Below are 13537 nucleotides of genomic sequence, written 5' to 3' on the forward strand. Positions count from 1 at the left end.
CGGGCGCGGCGGACAACGGGGCTTGAGGGGTTCAAGCCCCGTCCGCCTTTCAGACGGCATCGGAGGTTTTTTCCGCCCCGGTTTGGCTTTGTGCCGCCTGATACAGGTAAACAGTTGCCAAAGGCGGTACGGTAACAGACAGGGAATTTGGTTTGCCATGCGACCAAACTTCTTCTGTCTCCACCGTTGCGCCGGCAGAAACGCCGCTGCCTTTGTAATGCAGGTCGTCTGAATTGAGGATTTCGCAGTATTCGCCGGCAGAATTCACGCCGAAACGGTAGCCTTCGCGTACAACAGGCGTGAAGTTGCTGATGACGATAACACGGTTGCCTTCACGGTCGCGGCGCTCGAAGACGAAGACGGAGTTGTCGCCGTCGTCGGCGACCAGCCACTCAAAGCCTTCCGGCCATTGGTCCAATTGGTAAAGCGGCGCGGTGTCTTTATAGACGCGGTTCAACTCGCGCACGAAGTCTTGCACGCCTTTGTGCCGGCCGCCTTCTTGGTCGAGCAAGAACCAATCCAGTCCTTCGTTGTAATTCCACTCTCTGCCTTGCGCGAACTCGTTGCCCATAAACAGGAGTTTTTTGCCGGGGAAGCCGTACATAAAGCCGTAGTAGGCGCGCAGGTTGGCAAATTGCTGCCAGCAGTCGCCGGGCATACGTCCGAGCAGCGAGCGTTTGCCGTGTACGACTTCATCGTGTGAAAGCGGCAGGACGAAGTTTTCGCTGTACTGGTACATCATGCCGAAGGTCATTTTGTTGTGGTGGTATTTGCGGTTGATGGGGTCTTCCATCATGTAACGCAAGGTATCGTTCATCCAACCCATATTCCATTTGAAGCTGAAGTTCAAACCTTCTTGGCGGGTCACATTGGCAAATGATGTCGATTCTTCGGCGATTTCAGTCGCAGCCGGAACTTCCTCTTTCAACATGGTATTGGTATCGCGCAGGAAAGCGATGGCTTCAAGGTTTTCATGACCGCCGTATTGGTTCGGAATCCACTCTCCGTCTTTGCGCGAATAGTTGCGGTAAATCATCGAAGCCACCGCGTCCACGCGGATACCGTCAAACCCGAAACGCTCTATCCAATACAGGGCGTTGCCTTGCAGGAAGTTTTTCACTTCGTTTCTGCCGAAGTTGTAAATCAGGGTATTCCAGTCTTGGTGGTAGCCTTCGCGCGGGTCGGCGTGTTCGTACAGCGCGGTGCCATCAAACTTGGCCAGACCGTGATCGTCGGTCGGGAAATGGCCGACCACCCAGTCGAGAATAACGCTGATGCCCTCGTCGTGTGCGGCTTTAATTAGTGCGCGCAATTCTTCCGGCGAACCGAAACGGCTGGTCGGCGCATACAAACCGGTTGCCTGATAGCCCCATGAGCCGTCAAACGGATATTCGGAAACAGGCAGGAACTCGATATGGGTAAAACCCATGTCTTTGACGTATGCGACCAATTCTTTGGCGAGCTGTCCGTAAGTCAGCCAGTAGTTGTTTTCGGGATTGCGTTTCCACGAACCCAAATGCACTTCATAAATGCTGATGGGCGCGTCAACGGCGTTGGCGCGGGCGCGGAAATCGGGGGCTTCGACTTTTTCCGGCAAACCGCGCACGACAGACGCGGTATTCGGACGCAATTCCGCACCGAAGGCATACGGGTCGGCTTTTTGCCGCACATTGCCGCCGGCATCGCGGATTTCAAATTTGTAGAGGGCATTGGGTTTGATTGCCGGAATAAAAATTTCCCAAATACCATTGTCGCGGTGGAAACGCATCACATGGCGGCGGCCGTCCCAGCGGTTGAATTCGCCGATGACGGAAACGCGTTGGGCGTTCGGCGCCCATACGGCAAAGCGTACGCCCTTCACACCGTCCAACTCGGCAAAATGCGCGCCCAAAGTTTCATAAGGGCGCAGGTGTCTGCCTTCCGCCAACAGCCAAGAATCCATTTCTTTCAATGCCGACGGGAAGCGGTAGGGGTCTTCTTCGCGCACGGGGTTGCCGTTTCCGCCGTAATAGACGTTCAGCGCATAATCGGGCGCATCATCGGGCAGTACGGCGACAAAGAATCCGCGCTCATCGATTTTTTCAGACGGCACAATCAGTCTGCCGCTTTCACGGTTGACAATATCTACTGCCGAAGCGTCGGGAATCAGCGTGCGCACGACTTCGCCGCCTTCGGGAAGGCGGTGCCGTCCCAAATAGGCGAATACGTCGCCGTGGGCCGCAAAAAACAGGCTGTCAACCGTGTCGCGTTCGGCTTGGTCGGGTTGGCGGTAGGAAAGGGTTGGGCAGTTCTTTTTCATACGGACTCCGTCAATCATGGCAAGTTGGGCGGTCATGGTTCGGCAATCTGCAAAGTCTTCCAGCGCGACGGGCATTTTGCGCGCCCAGTTGGGATAACCCTCGGCAACGCCCGGCACATTCAGGTTGTCGCCCACGCCCAGCAGGTTTTCCAGTTGCACCGCATACAGCCTGCTGCGGCTCATTGCGGCATATTTGTGGATGGCGGACATCAGCCCTTCCGTCATTTCAGACGGCATTGTGCTGTCTTTGTCCGAACAGCCGCATTGTTTAAGTTTGTCGAACAGGTCTGCCTTGTCGTGTTCGCGCGCTTCCAATGCCGTCTGAAAAGTTTCCGCATCGGGAATCGTGCCCAGGCGGAACATGGTTTCCAAATCTTTGCCGTTCCAATAGCCCGCCAAAGGCGCAACATCGTGCGTGCTGACGACCGTAATCGCCTGTTCGGGATATTCATCGGGCAATTCAAAACCGTGCCTGCCTTTGCTGAAATACACGACCTTATAAGAAAACACCTGATAACGGTTCAACAAATCACGCACCCGTTCGGGTACCGTCCCCAAATCCTCGCCGATGACGATGCAGCGGTTGCGCCGGCTTTCCAAAGCCAAAATGGCAAACATCACGTCCGCGTCGTAATGCACATACGCACCCAAGTCCGCCGTCCCGCCCGCAACCCACCACAGGCGGTACAAAGCCATCACATGATCGATGCGCAAGATGCCGTAAAGCCGCATATTTTCACGCAGCAGCCGGACAAACTTCTCATAACCCGTGTGCTTCAGCATCATCGGATTGAGCGGCGGCAAATCCCAGTTTTGCCCCGTCGGGCACAAAGGATCGGGCGGCGCGCCGACAGACATATCCATACAATAATCTTGGCGGTTTAACCAAGTGTCCGCGCCGCCGCGCGCCACGCCGACCGCCAAATCGCCGTAAATTCCCAACTTGATGCCGAGTCTGACCGCCGTTTCCTGCACTTTGTACCATTGTTCCGCGCAAAGCCATTGCAGCCACATATGAAAACGGATGTCGTGTCCGTAGTTGGCGGCAAAGTTTTTGACGGCTTCTCCGTCGGGGTCGTGAAACTCAGCAGACCAGGATTGCCAGCCTATGCCGTCGCAGCCGCCGTAATATTGGTCGAGGGCTTCAAACAGCCCGAATCCCGACAGTGCCGCTCCTTTTTCTTCCGCAAATGCGGCAAAAGCCGCACGTTCCTTTTGGGCGGCTTCGCACGGTTCGGTTTCAAATGCTTGGAATGCCGCCTGAAGAGCTTCGCGTTTGAACGCCCAAACCGCCGTGTAGGTTACGGTATCGGTAATCCGCAGTGCGGCAATGCGCCGCTGCATTTTTTCTTGGGCAAAACGGTTTTTCAGGGTTTCGCTGTAGAAAAACGCCCCGACTTTTTCCACATCCAGATAAATCGGATTGAGCCATTCGCGCGAAGACGGGCTGTACGGGCTGGCAAAGGCGGGCTTGGCACTGAAAAGCGCGTGCAGCGGATTGATGCCGACGAAATCCAGCTTTTTCTCTGCCGCATAAGCCATCAGGTTCTGCAAATCGGTAAAGTCGCCTATGCCCCAGTTGCGGTGCGAACGCAGGCTGTACAAATGCACCGTCAGCCCGTTCATTCTTGCGCCGCAGTTTGGTTCGGGCGGCCGGTAAACCGATTGCGGTGCGACAATCAGACGGATTTTTCCGGCAGCGCACGAAAGGGTGTAGTAGCCGCAAGGGAGGTCGGGCAGGGCGAGTCGGTATGTGCCGTGGTCGTCGCGGCTGAGGGGTAAAACCCGATGTGTGCCGTTTTCATCTTCCAAAACGGTTTCCGTTTCGTCCGACCATGCGGACGGCAGGGCCAGATTTTCGCATCCGTGTTCGCGGGCTGCCAGCGTGTCGAGATAAATGCCGTCTGAAACGCCGTCTTTCTGCAAGGTGTCGGCTATCGTTTCCCATACCTCGGGCGGCGTGGCGCGATATACGCCGCCGATGTCGTGAAACCCCAAGCTGATGCCCAAAGCAGAAGCGCGTTGTTCCAGTTCGATACTCATCCTGTTTTCCTGTCTGTTGTCCGTAATCTCAAGGCGTAATCTTAATATAAATACGGAATGATGACGGCTGTAATTGCGCGTAACGGCGGTTTCTTCCATATTGTTTGACTTGAACCAATATGCCGTCTGAAGCCGGTTTTCCCGTTCAGGCGGCATATTTGGTTAAATATCTTTTCCATTCATATATTTGTAGTTTTGTTACCCGTTTGGACAAAATTAAGGATTGACACATTTTTTGCGGACGCTATAATACGCCCCATTCCCCGATAGCTCAGTCGGTAGAGCGACGGACTGTTAATCCGCAGGTCCCTGGTTCGAGCCCAGGTCGGGGAGCCAAAATTCTAAAGCCTGAACATGATTGTTCAGGCTTTTTCATATTTGCACGTCCGGCGTTCGGAATGCGGCAAGATAGGTTTTCCAACGGTTTCGCGGTAAAATTCCGCCTGTCTGATTTCGGTTTCTTGTTATGTCCATCAAAATCCTGATTATTTCCCCCAGTTGGATAGGCGACTGCGTGATGACCCAGCCCCTGTTCCGCCGTTTGAAGGGACTTCACCCCGGTTGCACGATTGATGTGTTTGCACCGAAGTGGTCGATGGCGGTGTTCGAGCGTATGCCTGAAGTGAATGAGATTCTTGAAAATCCGTTCGGACACGGTGCGTTGGAGCTGAAACGCCGCTGGCGGGTCGGCAGGGAGTTGGGGCGGCGCGGCTACAATCAGGTTATCGTGTTGCCGGGTTCTTTGAAGTCGGCAGTCATCGCGCTGGCAACGGGCATCGGAAAAAGAACAGGTTATGTCGGCGAAAGCCGTTATTTTCTGTTGAACGATATACGCAGGCTGGATAAGGAACGTCTGCCGTTGATGGTGGACAGATATACGGCTCTCGCGCATCAGAGTCAGGAAGATTTTGACGGGCATTCGGGATTCCCCGAGTTTTCCATTGATGAACGGCGGCGGGAAATTTCTGTCGAAACTTTCGGTTTGAATCTTGGAAAGCCTGTTCTGGCTTTTTGCCCGGGCGCGGAATTCGGGCCGGCAAAGCGTTGGCCGGCAAGGCATTTTGCCGAGTTGGGCAAACATTATTCGGCGGCGGGTTGGCAGGTTTGGTTGTTCGGTTCGCAAAAAGATGATGAAATTGCCGAAGAAATCAACCGCCTTTCAGACGGCATATGTGTCAATTTGTGCGGCAAAACCGATTTGTCGCAGGCAATGGATTTGCTGTCGTTGGCGGACACGGTCGTGTGCAACGACAGCGGGCTGATGCACTTGGCGGCGGCATTGGGCAGGAAGGTGGTGGCGGTTTACGGTTCGTCCAGCCCGACGCATACGCCGCCTTTGAGCGACAGGGCAAAAATCGTCAGCCTGCACTTGGAATGTTCCCCGTGTTTCAAGCGGGAATGTCCGTTGGGGCATACCGACTGCCTCAACAGGCTGTATCCCGAGAAGATTGTGCAGGCGGTTGAAGAGGCGGTATGATGGCTTCTGTTTTCGGATTTATGCCGTCTGACGGCGGATATTGATAGGATGTTTATGGCTATTGCGAACAATAAAAAAGCATTTCACGATTTTTTCATTGAAGACCAGATTGAAGCCGGTTTGGTATTGGAAGGCTGGGAAGTCAAGGCGATCCGTGCTGCACGCGTACAGCTTAAAGAGAGTTATATTTATTGGAAAAAAGACGCGTTTTATTTGGTCGGTTGCCATATTACTGCGTTGCCCACAGCCTCGACACACATCAAGCCTGATGCCACACGCCCGCGCAAGCTCTTGTTGAAACAGTCGGAAATCAATAAGTTAATCGGAAAAACCGAACGTGCCGGTTACACTATCGTGCCGCTTAACCTGCATTTCTCACGTGGAAAAATCAAGATGGAAATCGGTTTGGCAAAAGGTAAGAAACAGCACGATAAACGACAGAGTATGAAGGAAGCCGACTGGAAACGTGAAAAACAGCGGTTGATTAAGCATACGCGCTAATGGGGATACGATTTCAGACGGCATTTGAACAATGCCGTCTGATGGTTGTTTGAACAATGGTGTTGAAATACGAAACGGAAAAACAGGGCGGTTGCCCTGTTTTCTATTTGCGTAAAAGATGCGGATGACGGGAAGCGGAAAAACGGAAACGCCCGTCTTTGGCGAAATCGTAAACGTTGCTGACTGCCCTGATATGGTGGGGTGGTTCTTTTCCTTGCTTCAGACATTCGCGCGCTATTCTCCGTAGTTTCCGGTTGGCAAGACGTTTGTCCTGTTTTTCGCTGACTGCCGTGGTTATAGGGGAAAAGGGGTGTTTTCTGTAACTTTTACTCATGATGGTCTCCCAGGTTGAAATACCTAGGTTTCCTTGAGTGCGATTCCGTACTTTGTCTTCATTAAAGTTTCCGTGATGTTTGAAATATATTTAGTAAATGCTGACCAGTACATTGCTATTTGAATGCCGGGCGGTTTTGTAAAAATTGCCGATTTTGTAAAAGTAGTCGGTAATTTCTTCTTTTATATCATCAATTTCATCTTCATAATCCCAAATGTCGGGGTAGATATGATGCTCTTTGCACACCTGCATACTGAAATGCTCCATTGCACTTTTTATGTCGAAGCCTTCCAAAGCTGAGACGATTTCATGGATTTGGGCGGATTCGATATAAGCGGCGTATCCGTCGCTGTCCGAAATAGGTGTCGTTCCGACGATTGATTCGGATAACAGATTGCCCTTTAAGGGATTTTCTGCACTTGTTCCGGTCAGTATAAAATGTAAAACATCCCACATTTTATCAATGTCGAGGCAAACGGCAGCCTCATCCTCCAAATCTTCCAGTTCTTCAAACAATTCTTGCCATTCGGTATCGGTATTTTTAAGTAAAGCCAGTTTTTCATTATCGACCAGTTGATAGGTTGCTGTCATTCCCATGATATTTCCTATAATTTAATTTTGAATCAGTTATTTATGGAAGAAGTTTTCCAGGGTTCATGATGTTATATGGATCAAGGTGTTGTTTGATGCTTTTCATCAGGGCGATTTCGGCAGGTGTGCGTACTTTGTCCAGCCACTGTTTTTTGATGATACCTATGCCGTGTTCGGCAGCAATTGTACCGTTGCAGGCAAGAACGTTGCAATAGACTGTGCTGTTAATGTCGTTTTCGTAACGATAGACTTCATTGCTGAGGATTTCGGGCAGGAAAGTATTGTAGTGCAGGCTGCCGTCGCCCAGATGTCCGAAGCAGACGATTTGTATGCCTTTGAAATTCTGTTCCAAATCTTTGGCGCACCGGCGGACAAAGTCGGCAACGCGCCCGATAGGAACGGCAATATCGTGTTTGATGCTGGTGCCCAGTTTGCGTTGTGAAGCGGAGATGTTTTCGCGCAACGCCCACATATGGATACGTTCTTGTTCGCTTTGTGCCAATACGCTGTCGGTAAAGCCTTTTTCGTACAGGAACTCGGCAAGTTGTCCGTCAAGGCTGCCGTTTGGCAGAGAGTCGGTCAACTCAAGTAAAATATGCCATTCTGAATGTGTCGGCAGGGGGAGTTTGCTGAATTCGGAAGACAACTCGGCGGCAAAACGGCTGATCAGCTCAAAACTGCATAGGCGTTCGGTAAAGTGTGTTTGGGTTTCGGTCAGCAGGCGGACGGCGGATTCGATGTCGGGTATGCCGACCCATGCGGTTGCTTTGTCTAAGGGGCGGGCAAACAGCTTGAGCGTGGCTGCAGTGATAATGCCCAATGTACCTTCGCTGCCGATAAACAGATGGCGCAAATCGTAACCCGTGGTGTTTTTGTGTAGCGGGTGAAGATGGGAAATCAGTTCGCCGTTTGGCAGGACGACTTCCAAACCGATAACCAGGTCGCGCATCGTGCCGTAACGCAATACGTTCAAACCCCCGGCATTGCAGGCGATGTTGCCGCCGATTTGGCACGAGCCTTCACTGGCGAGACTGAGTGGAAACAGCCTGTTTGAGGCTTCGGCTGCCTGTTGGACGGTTTGGAGTACGGAACCTGCTTCGACGGTTATGCAGTTGTCTGCCAAATCGATGTTGCGGATGCGGTTAAGTTTTGAAAGGTTAAGCAATACGCCGTTTTCCGATACTGCCGCGCCGCACAAACCGGTATTGCCGCCTTGCGGCGTAACCGGAATACGGTGTTTGTGGCAGAAACGCATAATGGTTTGTACGCTTTCAACGCTGCGCGGCTGCAAAATGATGTCTGGTGCAGACGTAAAGCGGTTGCGCCGGTCTTCTAAAAGCGTCGGAGAAGGTTCGGCAATTTCATCTGCCGGCAGGAGTCGGGAAAATTCGGTATGCAGGTCAAGCATGTTTGTCGGAAGGGTGGGGAGGAGATTGAGGAAGGGAATCTGATGCCGTCTGAAAAGTCAAAAAAGCAGGATACTGAACGTATCCTGCTTTTTTGCAAGCGGAAAATGCTTATTTTGCAGCTTCAGATGCAGCGGCAGGAGCTTCGGCAGCAGGTGCTTCAGCAGCGGGAGCTTCGGTAGAGGAAGCCTCAGCAGCAGGAGCTTCAGCGGCAGGAGTTTCGGTAGCGGAAGCTTCAGCAGCAGGTGCTTCGGTAGCGGGAGCTTCGGTAGCGGGAGCTTCGGTAGCGGGAGCTTCGGCGGCAGGTGCTTCGGCAGCTTTTTCTCCGCCGCAGGCGGCCAGGGCCAAAGACAACAAAGCAGCGGCAAACAGGGATGTTTTCATTTTAGTAACCTTTAAAATCAATTTAAATCAAATTAGGGTAAAACAGTCATTATCGACCATCATTACAAACCAAGTTGAAAATTCATTGCTGAATTTTGCGTAATTATGCACCACGAAATAGGGGATTGCAACGGTGTGCAAATGGGAAAGCAGGTTTGAATGAAAAGTTTTTCCGCCGGGCGAATGATAAATCCTGTAAAACGGTTTTGCTGTTAAAAAATCGATAGGGATGAATATTATAGAGATTAATATAATTCAGTATCTTGTATGATTTATTAAGGCGGATTGGGGAAGTCGGCAGACGGGTCGGAATGGTTTTTGAGAATGTTGTAAAAAAGTTACACTACAATAAAATAACAAAAATTTACATTGAAATATGTGCCGTACAGTTTATGAACAGGTTAACGGTAATCGGCCGGCGCGGCGGTTGTGTTAGAATGCGCCTGTAATCAATCTGCTGTTCCTGAAAGGACAAATATGGCTATCGTGAAGAATTCCGTGGTTTCGCTGCATTATGAGATGTATGATGCCAACAATCAGCTTTTGGACAAAACCGAAGAACCGATTGCGTATCTGCACGGCGGTTACGACGGCATTTTCCCTTTGGTGGAAGAGGCGTTGCACGGCAAGGATGCAGGCGATACGGTCGATGTGGCGCTGTCGCCCGACGATGCGTTCGGCGAGCAGGATCCGGAGTTGGTCCGTATTGAAGATGTCGGCGTGTTCCCTGTGGAGGTCGAAGTCGGCATGATGTTTGAAGCCGACGATCCTGAAACCGGCGATGTTGTCGTCTATCGTGTAACCGATGTTGCCGACGGCAAGGCGGTGGTGGACGGCAACCATCCTTTGGCAGGCATGAAAATCCGTTTTAAGGCTACGGTTGAAAGCGTGCGCGATGCATCCGATGAGGAAATCGCACACGGTCATGTCCACGGTCCGCACGGTCATCACCACCACTGATTGCCGGCAGCTTGGAGGTATCTGATGCCGTCTGAAAAGGGTTTGTTCCGTTTCAGACGGCATTTTGTTTGATGGATGGAGAAGATATGTCGGTTGGGCATTATGAGAATTTTCCCGTCGGTTCGCTGATTTTGCCGCGCAGGTTAAGAAAGCCGGTCCATGCTGTATATGCGTTTGCACGGACGGCAGACGATATGGCGGATGAGGGGGATTTTCCGATTGAGGAGAGGTTGGAAAATTTGGACGTATTGCGGCGTGAGTTGGATGTGTTGGCATCCGGCGGACAGTCTGCACATCCTTTGATTGCACGATTGGATGCCGAGGCCGTTGTGCCGTTCGGTTTGGATTTGCAGCCGTTTTATGATTTGCTTTCGGCGTTTTCGCAGGACGTGGTCAAAACGCGGTACGCGCATTTCGGCGAGCTGGCCGATTATTGCCGGCGTTCCGCCAATCCTGTCGGACGTATCATGTTGGCTTTATACGGAAAAACAGATACGGTGAACGTGGCGCAAAGCGACGGCATCTGTACGGCTTTGCAGCTTGTGAATTTTTGGCAGGATGTGGCTGTCGATTGGCGTAAAGGGCGTGTCTATATCCCTCAGGACGATTTGTTGAAATTCGGTGTTTTTGAGGAACAGATTGCGACAGGACGGGCGGATGCGGCATTTCAGCGGCTGATGGCGTATGAGTGCCGGCGTGCATTCCGTATGCTGAAGGCGGGTTCGCCTTTGGCTTGCGAATTGAAAGGGCGTATCGGTTTGGAACTCCGTATGATTGTGTTGGGGGCGCAGTTGATTTTGCAGAAACTGGACGCATGCGGCTACGATGTGTTTGCACAACGTCCGGTTTTGGATAAGAAGGATTGGTTGATTATGCTGAAACGCGCGTTGTGGAAATGATTTGGGGAAAATGAATGCCGTCTGAAAGGGCTTGTTCCGCTTCAGACGGCATTTTGCAGGCGGTCGGTATGGTCAGGCGATTTCATGCGGGTTCAACCTGGCTTGATCCTCCGCACCCAAGCCGATGAGTTTGCGCAGTCGGGTCATGTAGAAATTGACATCCAAACCGGTGCCGTAGCGTTGCGCCGTCCACAGTGTTTCCGCCAGTGCCTCCATCATTTCGTGTTCGGCTTCCAGCCAGCCGCGTTTGGCGCACAGGGTGTCGTGGATTACGCGTATGCCGTGCGGCTGGTCTATGCCCGCCTGTTCTTGAACGGACAGATGCAGCGACATATGCAGGAAGGGGTTGCTTTCGCCGTTTTCGGGCAGCCAGTCGGTGTCCAGATGGTCTTCGATGCGTTCGAGATAGCGGTGGTATTCGGGATGGGCTTCGATAATGCGGAGGGCTTTCTGTTCCAGTGCGCTCAGTTGCAGCGGATTGAGCCGCTGCTGCCACACGCGGGCGAAAAAGCGGCGGACATCGTGGGTGTTTACATCGTACATAGTGTGTTCGGCAAAAATGCGTATAGGCTGGGACAATGGGGGTTTTACATAAATTAAATCTTACCGTCAACCTTACCTTTTATAATATGGACAAATTATTTGTCTGAAACGGATTCGATTATGAAAAAACTGATTTGCCTGTTCGCCGTATTTTTGATGTTGTGCGGACGGGCTTTCGCGCTGGATGCGAACGATCTGCTGCCGCCGGAAAAGGCATTCGTGCCGGAGCTTGCCGTTGCCGACGACGGTGTGAACGTCCGTTTCAAGATTGCCGACGGATACTATATGTATCAGGCGAAAATCGTCGGCAAGACCGATCCGGCGGATTTGTTGGGACAGCCTTCTTTCAGCAAGGGTGAAGAGAAGGAAGACGAGTTTTTCGGCAGGCAGACGGTTTACCATCACGAAGCGCAGGTTGCCTTTCCTTATGCCAAGGCTGTCGGCGAACCGTATAAATTGGTTTTGACCTATCAGGGCTGTGCCGAAGCCGGCGTGTGCTATCCGCCCGTAGATACCGAGTTTGATATTTCCGGCAACGGCACTTACCATCCGCAAACCGACGAACCGGCATCCGCCAAAGACCGTTTTTTGCAGCCTTCCGCCCCAAACGGCAGCGGGGCATTGCCGCCCCCGAAGGGGGATGAGGGCGGCGACAGCCGTTTCAAGCTGTCTTGGGATACGCTCAACGCCAATCTTTTGGCGTTTTTTCTCGCCGGTTTGGGTCTGAGTTTTACCGCCTGTATGTATCCCCTGTTGCCGATTGTTTCCAGTATTGTGGTCGGTGACAAAAAGGCGGGCAAGGCGCGGGCGTTTGTGCTGTCCGTCGTTTATGTTCAGGGTTTGGCTCTGACTTATACGCTGGTCGGCATTGTTGCCGGACTGACGGGCGCGCTGCTGACCGTATGGTTGCAGCAGGCTTGGGTCGTGTTGGCGGCATCGGCTTTGATGGTCGTCTTGGCACTGTCTATGTTCGGGCTGTTCAACATCCAGCTTCCCAACGCCGTACAGTCGTATTTCCAAAACCAGAGCAGCAAACTTTCAGGCGGTAAAATTGTTTCCGTCTTTATTATGGGCATATTGTCCGCACTGATTGTCGGCCCGTGTGTCGCTCCGCCGCTGGCATTTGCTTTGGGTTACATCGGTCAGACGGGTGATGCGGTTTTGGGCGGTTTGGCACTTTACACTTTGGCGTTGGGCACCGGCGTGCCGCTGATTGCCATCGGCACGTTCGGCGGACATATCCTGCCTAAGGCTGGCGATTGGATGAATGCCGTCAAATACGCATTCGGCTTTATCCTGCTAGCCGTCGCCGTTTACCTCGCCACGCCGCATTTGCCCTATTATCTCGTTGTCGCGCTGTACACGCTGCTGATGCTGGTTCCTGCCTTTATGCTGCTGGTCAACGGACGCAGGCAGAAACGCCGTCCGAAAGCTGTGGCATTCGCATTGGGCGGCATATTGCTGATAGGCGGCGCGTGGTTCGGCTGGCAGGGCGCAAACGGCAAAACGACCGCGCTGCACCATTTCCTGACCCTCAATCCCCCGGCCGAAGCAGGCAAATCTTCGGAACACGGAAAAATGTTTGCCGATACTGCCGCGCTGAAGGCAGCGATGGATACGGCGTTGAAAGAACATCCCGACAAACCCGTCGTTTTGGATTTTTATGCCGACTGGTGCATATCCTGTAAAGAAATGGCGGCATACACGCTCAATCAGCCGGAAGTGCATCAGGCGGTCGATATGGAACGCTTTTTCCAAATCGATGTAACCGCCAACACGCCCGAACATCAGGCGTTGTTGAAAGAATACGGTCTGTTCGGGCCACCGGGCGTGTTTGTCGTCCGCGCCGACGGCAGCCGCAGCGATCCGCTACTGGGTTTTGTCAAAGCCGACAAGTTTGTCGAATGGTATGAACAAAACCGCTGAATACCGATGTTTCAAATGCCGTCTGAAGTTCTCAGACGGCATTTTTGTCAGAAAGGAAAACGGCAATATCTGCTATACACACGGAAGCAGTCCAAAGATGTGAAAACCGTGTGTATAAGTTAGTTTTAGTATTGAAATTAAAAGATAAAAATACGATGATTAAAAAATAGGCAT

10 protein-coding genes and 1 tRNA gene are annotated in these 13537 nt (G+C 52.1%); 6 read left to right on the forward strand and 5 right to left on the reverse strand.

Translation table 11 applies throughout. The annotated features are described in order from the left end of the window. Nucleotides 1–49: 49 nt before the first annotated feature. Nucleotides 50–4342 carry a 1,4-alpha-glucan branching protein GlgB gene (gene glgB / locus Q3O06_RS10345; RefSeq protein ID WP_301818842.1) on the reverse strand — a complete coding sequence of 1431 codons (4293 nt, stop codon included), beginning with the start codon at nucleotides 4340–4342 and terminating at the stop codon, nucleotides 50–52. Nucleotides 4343–4602: 260 nt separating this feature from the next. Between glgB and Q3O06_RS10350 the strand changes: the two genes are divergently transcribed. The 3 genes from Q3O06_RS10350 (at nucleotide 4603) to smpB (ending at nucleotide 6320) form a co-directional block, all read left to right on the forward strand. After that, nucleotides 4603–4678, forward strand: a tRNA-Asn gene (locus tag Q3O06_RS10350). A gap of 130 nt (nucleotides 4679–4808) precedes the next feature. Then, nucleotides 4809–5819, forward strand: a complete 1011-nt coding sequence (gene waaF / locus Q3O06_RS10355) for a lipopolysaccharide heptosyltransferase II (RefSeq protein ID WP_301818762.1) — start codon at nucleotides 4809–4811, stop codon at nucleotides 5817–5819. Between the two features lie 54 nt (nucleotides 5820–5873). Continuing rightward, on the forward strand, nucleotides 5874–6320 hold the full coding sequence (gene smpB / locus Q3O06_RS10360; RefSeq protein WP_003674814.1) for an SsrA-binding protein SmpB: 447 nt from the start codon (nucleotides 5874–5876) through the stop codon (nucleotides 6318–6320). 424 nt (nucleotides 6321–6744) lie between these two features. Here smpB and Q3O06_RS10365 read toward each other — a convergent pair whose 3' ends face one another. The 3 genes from Q3O06_RS10365 to Q3O06_RS10375 all read right to left on the reverse strand — a co-directional run bounded on the left by Q3O06_RS10365 (nucleotide 6745) and on the right by Q3O06_RS10375 (nucleotide 9035). Continuing rightward, nucleotides 6745–7251, reverse strand: a complete 507-nt coding sequence (locus tag Q3O06_RS10365; protein ID WP_301818765.1) for a YfbM family protein — start codon at nucleotides 7249–7251, stop codon at nucleotides 6745–6747. 34 nt (nucleotides 7252–7285) lie between these two features. Then, nucleotides 7286–8653: an FAD-binding oxidoreductase gene (locus Q3O06_RS10370; RefSeq protein WP_301818767.1), complete on the reverse strand. Its 1368-nt coding sequence runs from the start codon at nucleotides 8651–8653 to the stop codon at nucleotides 7286–7288. 109 nt (nucleotides 8654–8762) lie between these two features. Continuing rightward, nucleotides 8763–9035 (reverse strand): hypothetical protein, encoded by a 273-nt coding sequence (locus Q3O06_RS10375; protein WP_301818769.1) that lies wholly within the window; start codon nucleotides 9033–9035, stop codon nucleotides 8763–8765. A 477-nt stretch (nucleotides 9036–9512) separates the two neighbouring features. Here Q3O06_RS10375 and Q3O06_RS10380 point away from each other — a divergent pair, with 477 nt between their 5' ends. Both Q3O06_RS10380 and hpnC read left to right on the forward strand, forming a co-directional pair. Further along, complete coding sequence (locus tag Q3O06_RS10380) at nucleotides 9513–9995, forward strand: FKBP-type peptidyl-prolyl cis-trans isomerase (protein WP_002243293.1); 483 nt, start codon at nucleotides 9513–9515, stop codon at nucleotides 9993–9995. Nucleotides 9996–10081: 86 nt separating this feature from the next. Then, nucleotides 10082–10894: a squalene synthase HpnC gene (gene hpnC / locus Q3O06_RS10385; RefSeq protein ID WP_301818843.1), complete on the forward strand. Its 813-nt coding sequence runs from the start codon at nucleotides 10082–10084 to the stop codon at nucleotides 10892–10894. 72 nt (nucleotides 10895–10966) lie between these two features. Here the strand turns inward: hpnC and Q3O06_RS10390 are convergent, their stop codons facing one another. Beyond that, nucleotides 10967–11437: a DUF1841 family protein gene (locus Q3O06_RS10390; protein WP_301818844.1), complete on the reverse strand. Its 471-nt coding sequence runs from the start codon at nucleotides 11435–11437 to the stop codon at nucleotides 10967–10969. Nucleotides 11438–11557: 120 nt separating this feature from the next. Between Q3O06_RS10390 and Q3O06_RS10395 the strand changes: the two genes are divergently transcribed. Next, nucleotides 11558–13363: a protein-disulfide reductase DsbD gene (locus Q3O06_RS10395; RefSeq protein WP_301818771.1), complete on the forward strand. Its 1806-nt coding sequence runs from the start codon at nucleotides 11558–11560 to the stop codon at nucleotides 13361–13363. Nucleotides 13364–13537: the final 174 nt, after the last annotated feature.

Origin of the sequence: Neisseria maigaei, assembly GCF_958267405.1 — a bacterium.
Classification (GTDB): domain Bacteria; phylum Pseudomonadota; class Gammaproteobacteria; order Burkholderiales; family Neisseriaceae; genus Neisseria; species Neisseria bergeri.

Bases quoted from the DNA above. Each gene is read 5' to 3' on its own strand.
- Q3O06_RS10375 (WP_301818769.1), bottom strand. From the start codon at position 9,035: ATGAAAACATCCCTGTTTGCCGCTGCTTTGTTGTCTTTGGCCCTGGCC.
- hpnC (WP_301818843.1), top strand. From the start codon at position 10,082: ATGTCGGTTGGGCATTATGAGAATTTTCCCGTCGGTTCGCTGATTTTG.
- Q3O06_RS10370 (WP_301818767.1), bottom strand. From the start codon at position 8,653: ATGCTTGACCTGCATACCGAATTTTCCCGACTCCTGCCGGCAGATGAA.
- smpB (WP_003674814.1), top strand. From the start codon at position 5,874: ATGGCTATTGCGAACAATAAAAAAGCATTTCACGATTTTTTCATTGAA.
- Q3O06_RS10395 (WP_301818771.1), top strand. From the start codon at position 11,558: ATGAAAAAACTGATTTGCCTGTTCGCCGTATTTTTGATGTTGTGCGGA.
- glgB (WP_301818842.1), bottom strand. From the start codon at position 4,342: ATGAGTATCGAACTGGAACAACGCGCTTCTGCTTTGGGCATCAGCTTG.
- Q3O06_RS10365 (WP_301818765.1), bottom strand. From the start codon at position 7,251: ATGGGAATGACAGCAACCTATCAACTGGTCGATAATGAAAAACTGGCT.
- Q3O06_RS10390 (WP_301818844.1), bottom strand. From the start codon at position 11,437: ATGTACGATGTAAACACCCACGATGTCCGCCGCTTTTTCGCCCGCGTG.
- Q3O06_RS10380 (WP_002243293.1), top strand. From the start codon at position 9,513: ATGGCTATCGTGAAGAATTCCGTGGTTTCGCTGCATTATGAGATGTAT.
- waaF (WP_301818762.1), top strand. From the start codon at position 4,809: ATGTCCATCAAAATCCTGATTATTTCCCCCAGTTGGATAGGCGACTGC.